This is a genomic window from Rhodococcus sp. IEGM 1302 (assembly GCF_030056935.1).
In the GTDB taxonomy this organism is placed as follows: domain Bacteria; phylum Actinomycetota; class Actinomycetes; order Mycobacteriales; family Mycobacteriaceae; genus Rhodococcus_F; species Rhodococcus_F qingshengii.
The window spans coordinates 24,144-42,281 of the sequence record NZ_JASHKY010000008.1 but is presented as its reverse complement, the minus strand read 5'-3'; the positions used below and the strand labels follow the sequence as shown (position 1 = coordinate 42,281).

At 62.7% G+C, this 18,138-nt stretch carries 18 protein-coding genes; 11 read left to right on the top strand and 7 right to left on the bottom strand.

Going from position 1 to position 18,138, the window contains the following annotated elements; all coding sequences use genetic code 11:
* Complete coding sequence (locus QM609_RS14505; RefSeq protein ID WP_003939752.1) at positions 1-387, bottom strand: DUF1304 domain-containing protein; 387 nt, start codon at positions 385-387, stop codon at positions 1-3.
* 87 nt (positions 388-474) lie between these two features.
* Between QM609_RS14505 and QM609_RS14500 the strand changes: the two genes are divergently transcribed.
* Together QM609_RS14500 and QM609_RS14495 are read left to right on the top strand one after the other, a co-directional pair.
* The gene (locus tag QM609_RS14500; RefSeq protein WP_050654695.1) at positions 475-1,059 is read left to right on the top strand and encodes a TetR/AcrR family transcriptional regulator; all 585 of its coding nucleotides are present in this window, start codon (positions 475-477) and stop codon (positions 1,057-1,059) included.
* 57 nt (positions 1,060-1,116) lie between these two features.
* Complete coding sequence (locus QM609_RS14495; protein WP_050654723.1) at positions 1,117-1,737, top strand: GNAT family N-acetyltransferase; 621 nt, start codon at positions 1,117-1,119, stop codon at positions 1,735-1,737.
* Here the strand turns inward: QM609_RS14495 and QM609_RS14490 are convergent.
* Positions 1,695-2,285 (bottom strand): TetR/AcrR family transcriptional regulator, encoded by a 591-nt coding sequence (locus QM609_RS14490; protein ID WP_050654696.1) that lies wholly within the window; start codon positions 2,283-2,285, stop codon positions 1,695-1,697. The genes QM609_RS14495 and QM609_RS14490 overlap by 43 nt on opposite strands.
* Positions 2,286-2,398: 113 nt before the next feature.
* On the opposite strand from QM609_RS14490, the gene QM609_RS14485 reads away from it, so the two are divergent.
* From QM609_RS14485 to QM609_RS14475, 3 genes are all read left to right on the top strand, one after another.
* A complete protein-coding gene (locus QM609_RS14485; protein ID WP_003940229.1) occupies positions 2,399-3,637 on the top strand; it encodes an MFS transporter in 1,239 nt (412 codons plus the stop codon).
* Between the two features lie 134 nt (positions 3,638-3,771).
* The gene (locus tag QM609_RS14480) at positions 3,772-4,218 is read left to right on the top strand and encodes a hypothetical protein (RefSeq protein WP_047270917.1); all 447 of its coding nucleotides are present in this window, start codon (positions 3,772-3,774) and stop codon (positions 4,216-4,218) included.
* Between the two features lie 156 nt (positions 4,219-4,374).
* The gene (locus QM609_RS14475; RefSeq protein ID WP_003939994.1) at positions 4,375-4,743 is read left to right on the top strand and encodes a VOC family protein; all 369 of its coding nucleotides are present in this window, start codon (positions 4,375-4,377) and stop codon (positions 4,741-4,743) included.
* A gap of 4 nt (positions 4,744-4,747) precedes the next feature.
* Here QM609_RS14475 and QM609_RS14470 read toward each other — a convergent pair whose 3' ends face one another.
* Together QM609_RS14470 and QM609_RS14465 are read right to left on the bottom strand one after the other, a co-directional pair.
* A complete protein-coding gene (locus tag QM609_RS14470) occupies positions 4,748-6,094 on the bottom strand; it encodes a cryptochrome/photolyase family protein (protein ID WP_047270918.1) in 1,347 nt (448 codons plus the stop codon).
* 10 nt (positions 6,095-6,104) lie between these two features.
* The gene (locus tag QM609_RS14465; protein WP_050654697.1) at positions 6,105-6,692 is read right to left on the bottom strand and encodes a TetR/AcrR family transcriptional regulator; all 588 of its coding nucleotides are present in this window, start codon (positions 6,690-6,692) and stop codon (positions 6,105-6,107) included.
* Positions 6,693-6,768: 76 nt separating this feature from the next.
* Here QM609_RS14465 and QM609_RS14460 point away from each other — a divergent pair, with 76 nt between their 5' ends.
* Positions 6,769-7,146, top strand: a complete 378-nt coding sequence (locus tag QM609_RS14460) for a DUF952 domain-containing protein (protein ID WP_050654698.1) — start codon at positions 6,769-6,771, stop codon at positions 7,144-7,146.
* Here the strand turns inward: QM609_RS14460 and QM609_RS14455 are convergent.
* On the bottom strand, positions 7,143-8,138 hold the full coding sequence (locus tag QM609_RS14455; protein ID WP_050654699.1) for a hypothetical protein: 996 nt from the start codon (positions 8,136-8,138) through the stop codon (positions 7,143-7,145). The two genes, QM609_RS14460 and QM609_RS14455, sit on opposite strands and share 4 nt — an antisense overlap.
* An 89-nt stretch (positions 8,139-8,227) precedes the next feature.
* Between QM609_RS14455 and QM609_RS14450 the strand changes: the two genes are divergently transcribed.
* The 3 genes from QM609_RS14450 to QM609_RS14440 are packed head-to-tail and all read left to right on the top strand — an operon-like array spanning position 8,228 to position 10,888.
* Complete coding sequence (locus tag QM609_RS14450) at positions 8,228-8,803, top strand: TetR/AcrR family transcriptional regulator (RefSeq protein WP_050654724.1); 576 nt, start codon at positions 8,228-8,230, stop codon at positions 8,801-8,803.
* A gap of 40 nt (positions 8,804-8,843) precedes the next feature.
* Positions 8,844-9,548, top strand: a complete 705-nt coding sequence (locus QM609_RS14445) for a response regulator transcription factor (protein ID WP_003939853.1) — start codon at positions 8,844-8,846, stop codon at positions 9,546-9,548.
* Positions 9,545-10,888: a sensor histidine kinase gene (locus QM609_RS14440; protein ID WP_003939972.1), complete on the top strand. Its 1,344-nt coding sequence runs from the start codon at positions 9,545-9,547 to the stop codon at positions 10,886-10,888. Before QM609_RS14445 ends, QM609_RS14440 begins: the two co-directional genes overlap by 4 nt.
* Before the next feature lie 5 nt (positions 10,889-10,893).
* On the opposite strand, the gene QM609_RS14435 is transcribed toward QM609_RS14440, so the two are convergent.
* Positions 10,894-13,170 (bottom strand): SulP family inorganic anion transporter, encoded by a 2,277-nt coding sequence (locus tag QM609_RS14435; protein WP_050654700.1) that lies wholly within the window; start codon positions 13,168-13,170, stop codon positions 10,894-10,896.
* Between the two features lie 324 nt (positions 13,171-13,494).
* Between QM609_RS14435 and mgrA the strand changes: the two genes are divergently transcribed.
* Positions 13,495-14,526: an L-glyceraldehyde 3-phosphate reductase gene (gene mgrA, locus QM609_RS14430; protein ID WP_050654725.1), complete on the top strand. Its 1,032-nt coding sequence runs from the start codon at positions 13,495-13,497 to the stop codon at positions 14,524-14,526.
* A gap of 13 nt (positions 14,527-14,539) precedes the next feature.
* Here mgrA and ppk2 read toward each other — a convergent pair whose 3' ends face one another.
* Complete coding sequence (ppk2, locus tag QM609_RS14425; protein ID WP_050654701.1) at positions 14,540-15,505, bottom strand: polyphosphate kinase 2; 966 nt, start codon at positions 15,503-15,505, stop codon at positions 14,540-14,542.
* 210 nt (positions 15,506-15,715) lie between these two features.
* On the opposite strand from ppk2, the gene QM609_RS14420 reads away from it, so the two are divergent.
* Positions 15,716-18,133, top strand: coding sequence for a lysylphosphatidylglycerol synthase transmembrane domain-containing protein (locus tag QM609_RS14420; RefSeq protein ID WP_007733454.1), 2,418 nt, complete (start codon positions 15,716-15,718; stop codon positions 18,131-18,133).
* The last annotated feature ends 5 nt before the right edge of the window (positions 18,134-18,138 follow it).

The window sequence follows — 18,138 nt, the reverse complement described above, 5'->3', positions numbered from 1 at the left end:
TCAAAGCAGGTGGATTACCAGCAGAACAACGGCAATAGCTGGGAAAAGCATCTGCACGACGGCTGCGCGGGCTTTGTCGGGAGACGAGAGAATCAGCACCAACCCCGCGGCAACCATCGATCCTGTGCCTGCCAGTACGAGGGCAATTCCGACCGACGCGGAGCCGGTCGCCGCAATCACGATGCCGACCGCCGACACGATCGCCAAGAAAAGGTTGTAAAAGCCCTGGTTGAAGGCGAGCGGCTGCGTGGTGATCGCCTCTTCCTCGGACTTCACGCCGAACGTGGCGCGGGTCTTCGGGGCCGTCCAGAGAATCGATTCGAGGACAAAAATGTATACGTGCACTGCTGCGGCCAGTCCCGCGAAGATGTAGCCGGCGACGTTCATCGGTGAACTCCTGTTGCTTCGAGTGAATTCTGTATCGTTCGATCCAATATATACTGGACCGAACGATACAGAAAGAGCGAGGCTTTGATGGGCAGATCACAAGAATTCGACACAACAGCCGTGGTCGCTGCCGCTTTGGACGTTTTCTGGGCACGCGGATACGAAGGTGCCTCACTCGGCGACCTCGAATCCGCGACGGGGCTGAGTCGGTCAAGTCTCTACAACTCGTTCACCAACAAGCGCGGATTGTTCGACGCCGCCGTGCAGATGTACCTCGAACATGTCATCCGGCCACGTCTGTGCAGCCTCACGACAACTCCCGGGGCAGACGCCGTCGACGACTACCTTTCCTCGCTTGCGCACGCGATCGGCACCATGACCGCCGACTCACCTCGGCGCGGTTGCCTACTTCTCAATTCGGCTGCCGGACTCGGCGCGCACGACGATGCGGTGGCCGCAGTGATCCGCGCTTACCGCCGAGAACTCGCCGACGCGATCAACAGTGGATTACACGCCGCGTTTCCAACCGAGACAGACGCCACGCTCTCAGACCGCACTCGAATCCTTCTCTCCTGCACGGTAAGTGCACTGGTCCTCGCGCGAGTTGACACCGAAGAGGCCATCGCAACTCTGGAATCTGCGCGCCGCCTGAACGAAGAGTGGCAGGGATAATGACCGGAAAGCTCACGCCATTGCCCGCCATCAGGCGGGTAGGCGATGATGCTTCACGTGCCCAAGTTGACCACGCCCGCTATCGCCGCTGGATATCTCCGGGGAATGGACCAACCCTCGATCCACGTCGGGACTTTCGCGATTCTCCGACCCTGGACCCGCGACGACGCACCGGCCGTCATGGAAGCCTTTCGCGATCCGTCGATTCAGCGTTGGCACATCCGCCGCGCCGACTCGATCGACGAAGCACGGGGTTGGCTCACCCAGTGGAGAGACGGGTGGGCAAGCGAATCCGAATGCCATTGGGCGATCGCCGCTCCCGAGACAAATGAACTCCTCGGTCGAATCGCAGCAAAGGGGGTGAATTTGTGGGACGGCACTGCCGAGCTCGCGTATTGGGTGACCCCAGCGGCGCGCGGCCGCGGACTGTGCACCCAGGCTGTAACCGCACTGTCCGAGTGGGCATTCCGCGAAGTAGGGTTTCATCGATTGGAACTCGCACACTCGATCCACAACCCACGATCGTGCCGAGTCGCCACCAAAGCAGGGTTCAGCGAAGAAGGTGTTCGACGAAGCTCCGCCAGGCACGCCGACGGCTGGCACGACATGCACGTCCACGCCCGACTACGTAGCGATCAGCCTTCGGCAACGACCCGCGCCGCGAGGGCAAGCGTCTGATCCACCAATTCCGCAACTCGCTGCGGCACGACCGGTTCGAGGTCGAACAGAATTCGGTAGATGATCGGCGCCACTACATGGTCGACCACCGAATCACCATCCACGCCGGCAGCTTCCGGCCAACGCGCGAGGATCACGTCGATCTGCGTCCGACAGAAGAAGGCACACTTGAACTTCTTCGTACCGTCCGGTGCATGCGTCTGATCGTCGCTCATCAACACGTCACGCAACGAAGCACGACCGACAGGCGCAGACATCTCCTCGAGGTACTCCTGCGCCCAAACCGTCAGATCCCCTCGGAGCGAGCCCGTTTCACGCGGGTCGGCGTCCGGGCGCAATCTCTCGATCGAGACGTCGGCAAAGACTTCGTTGATGTCACCCCACCGCCGATAGATGGTCGACGGGGTCACTCCCGCATCGGTCGCGATCATCGGCACCGTGATCTCGGCTCGATCACGCTGTTCCAACAACTTGCGCGCCGACGCATGCACGGCCTGTTGGATGCGCGCACTACGGCCACCGGGGCGCGGACCTGCGGACGGACTCATAAATCCAATACTAACGCAAAGATGTTGCATTAGGCTACGGCCAGGCGTAGCGTCCCAAACGCAAAGTATTTGCGTTTGAAGTCTTCACCACCCGCACGGGAAGCGCTACGACAATGACAACGACCGTTTCACCACAGACCGAGAGCACTTCACGCCCACGCCTTGGGCGAGGCGTCGCTTTCACACTCATCGCCGTCATCATCGCCACGTTCCTGGGCGCATCCGCGACCCCGACACCGTTGTACGAGCACTATCAACAGTTGTGGGGATTCTCCTCGCTCGCGTCGACTCTCGTGTTCGGCATCTACGCTCTCGCATTGCTCGCCACGCTCCTGACCGCCGGATCCCTGTCCGATCACATCGGCAGGCGCCCGGTCCTGCTCGGAGCACTCGCGCTCGAGGCAGTCTCGCTCGCGCTGTTCGCCTCGGCCGACGGTTTGACCATCCTGCTCATCGCCCGGGTCGTACAGGGTGTTGCCACCGGCGCTGCAATCAGCGCTCTGGGTTCGGCATTGATCGACCTCGAACGCACTCCGGGCCGAGGATCGATCATCAACAGCGTCGCTCCGACGATGGGGCTTGCAGTCGGAGCAGTGGGTTCGAGCCTCATCAGCGAGCACCTGCCCCGGCCCACCAGCACTGTCTACCTGGTCCTTCTCGTGCTTGTCATTCTCGAGATCTTCGGAGTATGGGCCGCTCCCGAGACTTCGGGCGGACGCCCCGGAGCCTGGCAGTCCCTGCGCCCCACACTGGCCGTTCCTCGTCAGGCGCGCACGATGATTGCCCTGACCGCACCGTGCCTGATCGCGGTCTGGGCACTGGGAGGTTTCTACCTCTCACTCGGACCTGCATTGGCGCGCAACGCACTTGACGTTCACAGCTCCCTCATCGGTGCCATCATGGTCGCAACACTGACAGGATTCGGAGCGGCAGCAGTACTCACCTTCCGCAAACTCGGCGGCCGGACCGTGATGCTGATCGGAACCACCGCCTTGGTGCTCGGGGTGGCCGTCACACTCATCGGTGCTGAAACATCCTCTGCCGTATTGATTCTGGTCGGTACGGCTGTTGCAGGTATCGGCTTCGGAGCAGGATTCCAAGGAACTATCCTCACCGTCATGCCGCTGGCCGAGAACCACGAACGCGCGGGTTTGTTGTCCACCGTCTACGTCATCGCATATCTGGCCAACAGTCTTCCCGCCTTGCTGGCCGGCTACCTGGTCGGCAAGGTCGGATTGGTGGATACGACGCGTGGCTACGGCGCACTCGTCATGGTGCTCGCGGCGGCCGCACTGATCGGACTGCTGGTCACCGGCGAGCGAAAGGTCGAAGCCGTCTCGGTGTCGGAGTAGGTGTCCCCCGATCGGTGGACACACCGTTCCGCCTGCACAGGGTCCGGGGAGTGGACATACGACATCGATCTGCTCCGACATAGTTGTCTTCGAGAGAGCCAACCGAACGCTCACCCGGACAAAGGACACCGACGATGACGAACCCACGCTACGTAGTTGCCGCAATCACAGCTCTGGCCGCCGGCGCCCTCACATTGGGATTGAGCGGAATCGCCAGTGCCGGAACCCTTCCCACAACCGGCAACAGCATCACGATGACGATCAGCAACGACACCGAACAGACAATTCATCTCGAAGGCGCCGACAACCCCTACGGACAGTGGATGCAGAGCCCACGCCAGTCGCTCGCGCCTCACGAGACCGAGATCGTCACGGCATACAACCAGGACCCGCGCGGCCTGACGGTCGACGTCGTCTATTCCACTCCCGACGGCGGACAAGCAGTCTTCATGGCCAACGACTATCCGCAGTTCGACACCGACGGAACTCGCACCACCGACCCTGATCACTACTTCATCTCGAGCTACATCGACGGCTACTACCCGAACCTGAGCGTCGGGTACCACCTCAGTGTGGTGTGACTGCAGCAGTCGTCATAAGTAATCCATCTGCCTCTCAGACGCACTTGTTCTTGGACATTCGTCCGGCGCGCGGGGATTGTTGAACGCAGCCCCGCACGACCCGGCACACGCCCCGTTGCCGGTGGCCCGAACATCAACGGGAGAGGGAAAACCACAGTGCGACTACCCAACCAGTTTCTGATCTACGTCAGCGATGCCGCCTCCGCAGCAGCGTTCTACGGCGAATTGTTCGACGCGAAGCCTGAGGTCCTCAGCCCTCGGTACATGACCTTCGACCTCGGCGGCGGTGTGGTCCTTGCACTGTGGAGCGGCAAGTCCCGCGACCTCGATCCCGCGACACCGCGCAATTTCGAAGTCGGCATCTTGGTCGACGGCGGGAGCAACGAAATTCGGGCGATCCACGACGAGTGGGTGGCCAAGGGAGTCGAGGTCGTCGAAGAACCCAACGAAGATGTCTTCGGTCTGACGTTTGTCATTTCAGATCTGGACGGAAACCGCGTCCGCGTAGCGCCCGCAGATCACTGAGCACTCAGCCTTTGATCTCGCCGTACCGGCGCAAGGCCTCCTCACGCTCGTGCGCGTGATCGACTATCGGGTCCGGGTAGTCGACTGGGCGCATCGCCTTCAACGAGTGGACGGCCTTCCCGGGAACATCGCGAAGTTCGGGGACCCACCGACGGACGTATGTGCCGTCGGGATCGAACTTCTCCCCTTGCGTGATCGGGTTGAAGACGCGGAAGAAAGGCGAAGCATCCGTACCCGACCCGGCAGTCCACTGCCACCCGTGCTGATTGGAGGCCAAGTCACCGTCCACCAGTTGCGACATGAAGTACCGTGCGCCGCGCCACCACGGAATGTGCAGGTCCTTCACCAGGAATGACGCGACGATCATTCGGACCCGATTGTGCATCCAGTTCTCGGCGGCGAGTTGCCGCATGCCGGCATCCACGATCGGGAAGCCGGTCTTGCCTTCACACCAGGCCGTGAAGGCGGCGTCTGCGTCGACTCCCCCGTCGTGACGTAAACGGTCGAACTTGTCGTCGTAGTTCTTCCGCGCGCTGTCGGGGCGCTGAAACAGGATGTCTGCGTAGAAGTCTCGCCAAGCAAGCTGGCGACGGTACGCCTGAGCGCCGTCTCCGAGTCGCTTGGAGAGATCTGCCAACATGGTTCTCGGATGAATCGTGCCGTACTTGAGCGGGATCGACATCCGACTCGTGGTGTCGAGGTCGGGTCGATTTCGTTCGTCGTCGTACCGGTCAAGATCGTTCTCGCAGTATTCTTTCCACTGTTCGAGCGCACCGGCCTCACCGACGACATCGCTGACGGTGCCGGACGGCGCGGGGATACTCACCCGGCGCGGGCCACCGTCCTTCTCGCTCGGATCGAACCAACGGACCGTCCCCGCATCGGTCGACGCGGGGCCCCGCCAACCATGTTCCATCCACTGACGGAAGTACGGCGTGAACACCTTGTACGGATCACCGTCCGCCTTGGTGACGCGTCCGGGCGCCACGGCATATGGTGACCCGGTGGCGATCAACTCCACCTTCTCGGCCACGGCCGCGTCGCGCCGTCGGCCGTAGGGCCCGTAGTCGGCACTGATGTGAACTTCTTCGGCGCCAACGGATTCCGCCACGCGGGGCACCACGTCTGCCGGATCACCTCGAACAACCATCAATCGTCCGTCGAGCTGGTTGTCGAGTGCCGACAAGTTGGCGAACAGTTGATTCTGGCGGGGTGAGCCTGCCGGTCCGAGCAACTTCTCGTCGAGGACGAACAAACCCAACGTCTGTCCGCCGGCATCCGCCGCTGCAGTCAGAGTCGGAAGATCACCGACCCTCAGATCGCGTCGAAACCAGATCACAGAGTTACTCACCCAGTCGAGCCTACCGATCAGATCTCAGAACGCATCCCACCGCGCGGGCCGCCAGTTGCGCCGCTCTTTCGGCTGTCGGTTCGGAGGTGAGCCCGAGCAGTCGCCGCCGGTGCTCCTCCCCGAGCAGCAAGGTGTACAACTGATCCGCGCACAGCGCAGCCTTCTGGCCGTGCTGATCGATCAAAATCTTCTCCAGAAAGGCAATCGACTTGGCCGGGCCGGATTCGTAGAACGCTGCGGCCAATTCAGGGAACTGCACGGCCTCGGCGATCATCATGCGGTGCAGCGCAATCGAGTTGTCGCTGTGCAGGGCGATGACGATGTCCACTGCAGCGGCGAGCAGGTCGGACTGGCCCTCGCCGGCATTGTCGACGTACGCGTGCTGACGCGCAACCGCAGCTGCAAAGACCGCAGACTTGTCGCCGAAGTAGCTGTACACGGTGCGCTTGGCGACGCCGGCCACCGTGGCAATGCCCTCGATGGTAGTTCGGGCGAACCCGACATCTCGAAACGAGTCGACAGCGACGTCGAGAATCTCGTTGCGTCGTTCGGCGCGCTCGGCGTCACTGGTTCTCCCACGTCTGCGCGGTTGCTCCATCAAGTCCCCTGTTACCGTGCCGGTAAATTAATGCTACGTTGACGTTTCATTAATTCGAATACTACAGGAGCACTGCATGACCGGACAACGACTCGTCCACGTCGCCATCGCCGACGACTGGGAAGCATGCAAGCGTTTCGGTGAGTACGAGGTCTCGACGCGCGGAATCAGTTACGACGAGGCAGGATTCATTCGCGCAACGACCCCGGACGCACTCGCTTCGGTGCTCGATCTGGTGTTCGGCGACCTCACATTGCCGCTGGTCGTCGCCGTCATCGATCAGGACGCCCTGACCTCCGCGGGCATCGACGTCGAATGGGAGGCGGAAAAGCCCCGAATCCTCCGACCTCTACCGATGGACGAGGACACCGTGGTCGCCGAACTGGCCGTGGAACGCGTTGACGGGGTCTGGCCGATTCCCGACCTGAACCCGTACGCAAGCCGCACCGACTAGACCAGCGCAGCCTCGGGTTCGACCACGGGGGTCGACGCCTTCTTCCGGCCGGCAGCCACGCACAGCGCGATCCCGACGGCAATCCAGCACACCAGCACCAGAAGTGGCGTGGTGGCGCCATGGCCGTCGAAGAACGCCATCGAACGGACGGATGCTCCTGCGGCGCCAGGTGGGAGCAGCTGCCCCAATGCGCCCCAGCCTGCGGGCAACCACGCGGCAGTTGTGGCCATCCCCGAGAGTGGGTTTCCGATGAACATCATCGTGACGGCGCCCAACGCGAACCCCTTCATCCCGAGCAGGGATTCGAGCCCCAAAATGGGAAGCGAGATGGCCGACATGCCCATGGTGAGTGCGAGCGCGGTGAGCAGGTAGTTTCCGTCAAGACTGTTGGTGCCGAACTGCAGAATGGCAGTCAGTGCAAAACCCGCGACCACCGCGACGCCGGCAGCGCCCAACACTCGCTTGACGATGCTGCGCGGAAACAGCTGCACGAGAACAACAGCGGGCATGATTCCGCCGAACACCAAGGGCAAGGCCAATGCCGTGAGCCCAGCACCGGTCGGGTCGTCCGCAGTCAGCGGCACAACGTCTTCGACGGGCACCTTTGCCCCCGAGGCCTCCGAGAGGCCGTTGGCCACCCCGGTCAGGGTCTGGGCGATCGGGGTTCCGCCTGCAGTCGCGATCAACACGTGAGGACCGTTGGCATCAACGGCGATTCCGCCGACCACGTCGCGATTCCGAATCGCGTCACGCAGGGCGTCGGCGTCGGCGAATTCTCGAGTATCGAAGGCGCCTTGCTTACTCGCCTCGAGCGAGGTGCTGATCTGTTCGGTTGCCGCAGCTGGACCGGTGATGCCCAACTTCAGTTCGTGCGGGCCACTGTTGACCGAGGGCAGTACGAAGGCAAGCAGCATCAGCCCGATCACGGCGGACAAGCCCAACACCACAGCCACCAACTTCTTGCGGTCCTGTGCTTCGACTTCGGCGTTCATAACTACCCTCCCTAAGTGGAAGTTTTTCCTCCACTATTTGTGGAAGATATTCCTCCGGTTAGAATGAACTGTCAATACCGGAGGTGGATGTGCGAGCCGATGCCCGTGAACGCAGAAACGCAATAGTCGACGCCGCACGAGCGGTGTTCACCGAGCGCGGGCACGACGCGCCGCTCGATGCAGTCGCAGAACTCGCGAAAGTGGGCATCGCCACGCTGTATCGAAACTTTCCGACGCGCCAGGACCTCGTGACCGCCGTTGCCGTCGCAACACTGACCGATGTCCGCGAGGCTGCCGACATCGCACTCACGGCAATGTCCACCGATCCGATAAACGCGTGGCACACGCTGGTGGACCGCCTCGTGGAACTGCGCCTGGGTGCGCTCATTCCTGCACTGGTGGAACGCAGTTTCACCGAGCTGGCGCCCGAAGTTCTGGCGGTGCGTGAGGTGACGAAAACGAAGATGACCGCGACGATCGGCGCCGCTCAGAGCGCCGGACTGGTTCGCGCCGATCTGCAACCGCTCGAATTCGTCATGGCTCTGGCCAAACTGACGCGCCCGCAAATCGAGTTGTCCGACGAGGCCATGCCGAACCTGGTCCCGCGGTTGGTCGCGGTGTTCATGGCCGGTCTGCGTCCGGACGGTACCGACTTGCCGGTCTGATCGGCGAAACCCGACGTACCAGGCAAGGCACAATGGGGCTGTGACCGAGATACCGAAAATCCTCGTAGTCGACGACGACGCAGACGTCCTGACCTCACTCGAACGCGGATTGCGGCTCTCGGGATTCACCGTACTGACGGCGGTGGACGGCGCCGACGCGCTCCGAGTGATCTCCGACAAGCGACCGGACGCGGTAGTCCTCGACATCAACATGCCGGTGCTCGACGGCACCGGTGTGGTGACGGCGCTTCGTGCCGCCGGCAACGAAATCCCGATCTGCGTGCTCAGTGCGCGCAACTCGGTCGACGATCGCATCGCCGGGCTCGAATCCGGTGCAGACGACTACATGGTCAAACCGTTTGTTCTTGCCGAACTGGTTGCCCGGATCCGCGCAATGCTCCGTCGCAGCAACACTCCGGCCGGCGATCACTCCGAGGGTACGAATACCCTGCGGGTCGGAAACCTCGACATCGATCTCTCCGGTCGCCGGGTTCGTGTCGACGGCAAGGAAGTACCGCTCACCAAACGCGAATTCGAGCTACTCGAAGTGCTCGCACACAATTCCGGCATCGTGCTCACTCGCGAACGTCTCCTCGAACTGGTGTGGGGCTACGACTTCGTCGCCGACACGAACGTCGTGGACGTCTTCATCGGCTATCTGCGTCGAAAGTTCGAATCCGGCGGTTCACCTCGTCTGCTGCATACCGTTCGCGGCGTCGGGTTCGTGCTTCGGGAGAACCCGTGAAGCGTCGCCGCTTCTCACTACGAACTCGCGTTGCCGCGGCCGCGGCACTGGGGGCGACGTTCATCGTCATCGCACTCGGTGTGGTCGTTGCACTGGCTATCGCACGAAACAATTTGGCGCAGTTGGACCGCCGACTCGAGACGGCATCGACGGTCATCGTGGCCAATGCGGCTACAGCGGGACCTTTTCTCGGCGCGTTCGGAGACGGCGGCGCCTTTTCCGTGACCATCCGCTCCGACACCGACGGAACCGTCAAATCGAGTACCCCGACGCGACTGCCCGAACTACCGGTCGGCTCGGCGACCGTCGACGTGGACGGTACGAAGTACCGGGCATATACCGCCGAGGCCGACGGGATCAATGCCCTTGTCTCGCTGGCGGTTCCCTATGCCGAAGCGCGAGACATCACAGTCGACCAACAGCGACAGGTTGCGTTCTTCGGCGTCGGGGCCGTAGCGGCCGCAGCTGCGTTGGGATGGTTGTTCGGTGGCCCGGCGGTGCGCCCCCTCGTGGAGTTGACCCGCCGGATCGCCAGGCGCGATCCCGATCTCGCCACCGAGGTTTCCGGAATCCGTGAAGCGGACGAGCTTGCCGCAGCAGCAGAATCGATGCTCAGCGACGTCGCTCGAGCGCAAGCCGCAACCAACTCCGCCCTTGCCGCCGCCCGAGATTTTGCGTCCGCCTCGGCTCACGAACTCCGAACTCCGTTGACAGCAATGCGAACCGACATCGAAGTGTTGTCCATTCACGACCTCGATCACGAACAAAGACGGGAGATCCTCACAGATCTGGCCCGCGCGCAGGGCCGCGTCGAGTCAACTCTGAGAGACCTCGAGCGCCTGGCGAAGGGTGAACTCTCGACGGCCGAGGATTTCAAGGACACCGATTTGACCGAGGTCTGCGACATCGCTGCCGACGACGCACGCCGACATCATCCTGGGCTCGACGTCGGCGTCGTCACGGTGGATTCCCCACTCCCCTATTGCATCCGGGCCCTTCCCGGCGGAATCCGGTTGATCCTCGACAACGCGATCACCAATGCAGTCCGCCACGGCGGCGCGAGCGCGGTGCGCATCACCCTCGCTCGCCCGGCAGATTCACCGGACACCGTCACGATCACGATCGACGACAACGGTTGCGGAATACCGGCCGAGGAACGCTCGAGCGTGTTCGAGCGCTTCACTCGCGGATCGACGGCAGGCAAGACAGGCTCCGGTTTGGGCCTGGCGCTGGTGGCGCAGCAGGCGGCCCTGCACGGCGGACGGACGACATTTCACGACAGTCCACTCGGCGGGGCTCGCCTGCTGGTCGAACTCAGGGATCAGCCCGGACCCGAATAGCCCCTTCAGGTCTCGATCAACTGGCCGATCCCTGACGCTGTCACTTCGATGACCCGAGCCGAGCCGATGTCGAAGAACAGTCCGGCGATACGCAGGCGACCATCCACACGGGCCTGACCGACGAGAGGATGGCGTTCGAGAGTCTGCAATTGGACTGCGACATTGACCATTCCGAGCTGATCGACCTCCGAGAAACCTGCCTCGGCCGCAGCACGCGCGACCGGATGGCCACTCGTATAGGCCTGCAAGCTCGTCTCCGCATGCCGCAGCCATTCACCGACGACTCCCGATTCCGACGGACCGTTGGTCAGGAGTGCTTGCATCGCGCCGCAGCCCGAATGTCCGCACACGACCACCGAACTGACACCCAACTCGTCGATCCCGAAGGCCAGTGCCGCTTCCACCGACGTATCGCGGCCGCCGGCAGGAACCAGGTTTCCGACATTGCGCACGGTGAACAGGTCACCGGGGCCACTGCTCGTGATGATGTTCGGCACCACTCGCGAATCTGCGCAGGTGAGGAAAAGGGAGTCGGGGTTCTGCCCGTCGCGCAACTGATCCATGTGCGGCCGTATCGCTTCGGCGCGATGGCGATGATAGTTGGACACCCCGTCGAGAATGGGCCGCAAGGCCGGCGGGCTGCTCAGATTCCTCCCCGAAGCCTGTGGTTGCCAACTGCCCCACGGCGCGAGCAAGCCGCGCAGGTCGGTGACTGCGGCGCCACGCTTCGGCGGACCGGTGGTCGCGCTCTCCATACTCACCGAGCCGACTTCGTCGATGATCACCGAACCACCTGCCAACTCGTACTGCCTCGCCCACTCTTCGATGACGTCGAAGACGGCATGGTCGAGGAAGTCGACAGACAGCTCGACGGTGACGTCCGACCGCGGTGGGAGTCCGGCGAGCACCGACGTCAGCTTGGGCAGCACCAGGAAGGTGCACGAGCCTTCGACCAGGACGCGCAACTTCCCGGAATCGTTGTCGCCCAACTCTTCTGCGGTGACAGTTGCGCGGATGACACGCCACACCAGGAGGGCGATGGCCAGCGCCAACCCGATCAGGACGCCCTCGAGCAGATTCAAGAACACGACGCCGACCACCGTGATGCCGTACACCCACAGATCACCGGTCCGTCGCGCCAACCGAATGTGCGCCAGCTTGACCAGTTGAATACCGATGACAATCAACAGTCCGGCCAGTGCAGACTTCGGAATCTGCTGGACCAACCCGGCGAGCGCAGCCGAGAACAGCAGAATCCACAGGCCGTGCATGATCGACGACGCGCGGGACTTCGCCCCGGCCTCGACATTGGTCGCACTGCGCACGATCACCCCGGTGACCGGAAGGCCGCCGATGGCCCCGGACACCATGTTCGCGGTGCCCTGGCCGAGCATCTCGCGATCGAAGTTCGACCGCGGGCCCGAGTGCATCTTGTCCACGGCCACGGCCGAGAGCAGACTCTCCACACTGGCGATCAGGGCGATGGTGAGGATGCCGGTTGCGACGCCGAGCCACTGGCCGTCGGGCAGAGCGGGGAGTCCGATCGAGTCCAGCAAAGATCCGTCGAGAGCAATACGCTCGACGTCGATCGGCAGCGCCAGCGAAGCGAGAGTTGCCAATACGATGCCCACCAACGCCGCCGGAACCTTGCGGACACCGGCAGGGAGATAGCGCCACCCGAGAAGGGTGGCGATGACGACGAGTCCGATCATCAGGTCCTCGACATGCAAGGCACCGATCTGTGCGGGTAACTGCCGTAGATTGTCCAGCGCCGAGCTGGCCGAGCTTCCACCCAACAACACGTGAACCTGTTGTAGCGCAATGGTGATGCCGATACCGGCGAGCATCGCATGCACCACCACTGGAGCAATAGCCAGCGCCGCACGGGCAATTCGGCTGAGCCCGAACACGATCTGCAGAATTCCGGCGCCGACGGTGATCAGGCAGGTGACTTTCCACCCGAACTTGCCGATCAGTTCGGCGACCACCACGGTCAGGCCGGCTGCGGGACCACTGACTTGCAGCGGTGAACCTCCCACAGCTCCGACCACCACTCCGCCGACGATTGCGGCGATCAGACCTGCCATGATCGGCGCCCCGGAGGCGATCGCAATTCCCAATGACAGGGGAAGCGCCACCAGGAATACGACCAGCGACGCCGGCACGTCGTATCTGATCAGTTGCTCGAGATATCGCCGGCTTCCACCACCCGGCGGAGACGAATCCCCCACGACGCTCTCGTCTGCGGATGATTGTGCGTGCACTACGGACTGCGTCGACATAGATCTCCTCGCCGGACCCCGGATCCGGCTGCTGGGCAACATGTTCGAAGCGAATCGGCGATCGGTATCGCCGATCGACTGTGACCATGGTAACCGCGATTCCTTACCGTTCCCTTAGATGCGAGCCCAGACGTGGTCGACGTCACCGCCGCCCGGCACTGTGACTCGAACCTGAACATCGGTCCAAAAGATCGATCGAATTGCTTTAAACCGCAAGCATTTTGACTGACACACCTCCAGCGGCCGGCACACCTGAGCGCCGTCGGCGATAATGGTCGGGAGTGAACGCTCAACCGCAGACACAACGATGTGAAGGCAGGCACCATGTCCGATCAGTACGTCGCCGCGCAGGACCGCTACGAAGCCATGCCGTACCGCCGAACCGGTCGGAGCGGTCTCAAACTCCCGGCCATCTCGCTGGGCCTCTGGCACAACTTCGGCGACGACGTACCGATCGAGAACCAGCGCGCAGTTCTGCGGCGGGCATTCGATCTCGGAATCACCCACTTCGATCTTGCGAACAACTACGGACCCCCGTACGGAAGCGCCGAGACGAACTTCGGCAGGATCCTGCGTGAGGATTTCTCTTCGTACCGCGAGGAATTGGTCATCTCGTCCAAAGCCGGCTGGGACATGTGGCCCGGCCCCTACGGATTCGGTGGGTCCCGCAAGTATTTGCTGTCGTCCCTCGATCAGTCGCTCGGACGACTCGGCGTCGACTATGTCGACATCTTCTACAGCCATCGCCCTGACGCCGAAACTCCGATCGACGAAACCGCGGGCGCCCTGATCAGCGCTGTCGAGCAGGGCAAGGCCCTGTACGCGGGTATCAGTTCGTACTCGCCGGAGCGCACCCGTGAAATCGCCGCACTGCTCGCCGCTGCGGGGGTTCCGCTCTTGATCCACCAGCCGAGCTATTCGATGCTGAACCGCTGGATAGAGCAGGACCTGCTGTCGGCTGTCGACGATCTCGGCGTCGGCGTCATCGCGTTCTCACCACTCGCTCAAGGCATGCTCACCGATCGCTATCTGAACGGCGTCCCCGAGGATTCCCGTGCAGCTCAAGGTAAGTCACTGGATCCGTCGTGGCTGACCGACGACGCTCTCACCCACATCCGCGCGCTCAACGACATCGCGGCAGACCGCGGCCAGTCGCTGGCTCAGCTGGCACTGAGCTGGGCACTCCGCGATTCGCGGGTCACCTCGGTACTGATCGGTGCGTCCAGTGTCGCCCAACTCGAAACCAACGTCGGCGCGCTCGACAATCTCGAATTCAGCGCAGCCGAACTGGCCTCCATAGATCAGCACGCCAAGGACAGCGGCATCAATCTGTGGGCAGAGGCCAGTTCGATCTGAGCGATCACCTGCGCTAGAGCTGAGGCAACTCCACGTTCACGTGCTCGCCCTCTTCGAATACGGCCGACGCCGGCCCGACGATCAAGGGATCCGGAGTACCGACAGCCCGGTGATCCTTGTTGGGATAGTCGAAGCTGGCGAGCACGTGACGCATCGCCTCGAGGCGAGCGCGCTTCTTGTCGTTGCTCTTGATCACCGTCCAGGGCGCATCCCCGGTATCGGTGTAGAAGAACATGGCTTCCTTGGCCTGGGTGTAGTCGTCCCACTTGTCGAGCGAAGCCAGATCGGTCGGTGAGAGCTTCCACTGACGCACCGGGTCCGTTCGGCGGGCCGCGAACCGCGCCAACTGCTCTTCGCGGCTGACGGAGAACCACAGCTTGTGCAGATGAATCCCGGAGTTGACGAGCATCCGCTCGAAGTCCGGGGTCTCTCTCATGAACTCGAGATACTGCGTCGGCGTGCAGTAACCCATCACTCGTTCGACGCCGGCGCGGTTGTACCAGGACCGGTCCATCATCACAATCTCGCCGCCGCTGGGTAGGTGTGCGACATAGCGTTGGAAATACCACTGCGTCCGCTCGATGTCGGTGGGCTTCTCGAGCGCGACCACGCGGGCTCCACGGGGATTGAGATGCTCGGTGAATCTCTTGATCGACCCGCCCTTACCGGCAGCATCGCGACCTTCGAAGATGATGAGCACCTTCTGACCGGTTTCCTTGACCCACAACTGCAGCTTGAGCAGCTCGATCTGCAGACGCCGCTTTTTCCGCTCGTACTCGCGGCGCGACATCTTCTTCGCGTAGGGGTAACCCTGCTTCCAGGCATCCGCGAACTCCGAAGGCTCCAGCACGCCGAGCTTGTGCTTGAGACTCGACAGCTCGTCGATCTCGGCCGCGTAATCCTCGGTGACGGAAATTCTGGTCGACGGGGTCGGCAGGTCAGGAACCCGACCGTCCACACCGCTGGCGTCGGGGCTCATGAATACGCACTCCCTGTCGTCGAAATGAACGAACGTCCGGAAAGTGAATTTTACGCGCCGAAGCCCGCTCCCGCGGGTCCGAAGAGAATGTTGCTTGGCATCGAGGAGGTAACGACAGGTCCGGCTTCCCAGTCGCCGAACCCTCACGCGGTACCTTGATCGAGGTAACTGAGACGGTCGGTAACCCCGAGAGAAGAGAGTTCTGGCGAGATGCGAGTAGACGGACGGGAGATCCCGGTAACGGGAAGCCTCCTGCCACCACTGCACCGCCGTACGAGCGACATCATGCGGGTTGCGATCGCTGCTGTGCTGCTCGGCGGCGTGATCGCGGGATCTCTGATCACTCGAAGTCAGTGGGACGCCCTCGAAACGTCGGTGTCCAACATCGTCGGTGTTCTCTCGCCGAGCCTGTCCGACACTGTGTACCTGCTCTACGGCATCGCAATTCTGGCGCTACCGTTCGCCATCCTGATCGGCCTGATCGTCGGGCGCCGGTGGAAGTTGCTGGCCGGATACGCCGCCGCCGGCCTGTGCGCCGGTGTCGCGCTGTCCTTCACCGGAACAGGCCTGGCGGCACCGAAATGGCACCTCGACGTGCCGGACCGACTCGACGCCACCTTCCTGTCTCAATTCCTCGACGATCCGCGATGGATCGCGATGCTCGCGGCGGTGCTCACCGTCTCGGGCCCGTGGCTTCCGAAGAAGTGGCGACGAGCCTGGTGGACGCTGCTTCTGCTCTTCGCTCCCATCCATCTGATCGTCAGCTCGATCGTTCCCGCACGATCGATGCTGGGTCTCGCCGTCGGTTACCTGATCGGCGCGGTGATCGTTCTCGCCGTCGGCACCCCTGCCCTCGAAGTGCCGTTGGACTCGGCAGTACGCGTACTCGCGCGGCGCGGTTACCGCGTCACCGCGTTCCGCGTCGTGAGTCCCTCGGGAATCGGGCCTCTTGTCATGTCCGCAGCCATCGATCAAGCACCGGACGACGAACCTTTCGACGAACTCGTCGTCGAGTTGTACGGACAGAACCAGCGAAGCAGCGGAGCAATTCGACAGACGTTCCGTTGGATCTCGTTCCGGAACCGTGAAACTCCGCCGCCCTACGGATCACTTCGTCGCGCCGTCGAACACCGAGCGCTCATGGGTATCGCTTTCGCCGACATCGGTCTGGCCAGTTCCAAGGCCGTCGCAATCTCGGTACTCGATCGCGGGTGGGAGATGTACGCGCGCCCGAGTCCTCGTGGCATCCCCCTTGCCGTCGCCGTCGAGAACCAGGCGGGCGAGGAAGAATCCACCAAACTGATCGACGCGCTGTGGCAAACACTGCATACCGCTCACGTGCACCAGATGGCGCACGGCGACCTGCGCGCTTCCGAGATTCGTGTCGAAGGCGGAACCATCCTCTTCGGCGGGTACGCGTACTCCGAATTCGGCGCCACCGAAGTTCAGATGCAGTCCGACAACGCACAACTTCTCTTCGCCACCGCATCATTGTTCGGGGTCGATGCAGCGGTGGACGCCGCGATTCGAGCGCAAGGCGCAGACACGATTCTCGCCGCCTCCGGCCGATTGACCACCGCTGCATTGCCCAACCGAATTCGGCGGACGGTCACGGATTCCGCGAAACTGATGACCGAGATCCGAGACGAGGTCGGTGCCAAGAACGGGATCGAAAAGGTCGCTCCCGCACAGGTCACCCGATTCAGTCGCAACCAGCTGATCCAGCTCGTTCTGCTCATCGGTCTGGTCTACGTCGCCTACCCCTTCATCAGCCAGGTCCCCGCGTTCATCACCGAACTGAAGACGGCCAACTGGTGGTGGGCACTGCTCGGCCTCGGCGTCTCCGCACTGACGTACGTCGGCGCGGCTGCGGCCCTGTGGGCCTGTGCGTCGTCGATGGTCAGTTACCGCAACCTCTTGATCATGCAGGTGGCCAACACCTTTGCGGCGACGACAACTCCGGCCGGAGTCGGCGGGCTCGCGCTGAGCGTGCGGTTCCTGCAGAAGGGCGGGCTCGGTACCGTCCGCGCAACGGCCGCAGTCGCGCTGCAACAGACGGTTCAGGTGGTCACCCACGTCGGCTTGCTGATCTTCTTCTCGATCGTCGCCGGACGTGATACGAACCTCTCGCACTTCATCCCAGGATCCACTGTTCTGTACCTGGCGGGCGGCGTAGCGCTCGGAGTTCTCGGTGCATTCATGTTCATCCCGAAACTCCGTGGGTGGCTGCGCGACGATCTGCGTCCTCAGATCACCGAGGTGTTGGGTGAACTGAGCCAACTCGCGCGAAACCCGACCCGCTTCCTCATCATCGTGGGCGGCAGCGCCGCAACAACTCTCGGTGCCGCCCTGGCTCTGTGGGCGAGCGTCGAAGCATTCGGCGGCGGAACGACGTTCATCACCGTCACCATCGTTACGATGATCGGTGGGACGCTCGCCTCGGCGGCTCCGACACCGGGTGGCGTCGGAGCCGTCGAGGCCGCCCTCATCGGTGGTCTGTCCGCATTCGGACTGCCGGCAAGTATCGCGGTCCCGTCGGTCCTGCTCTACCGAGTGCTGACCTGCTGGCTCCCGGTGTTCTGCGGTTGGCCGACACTGCGGTGGCTGCAGAAGAACGACATGGTCTGAGCCGT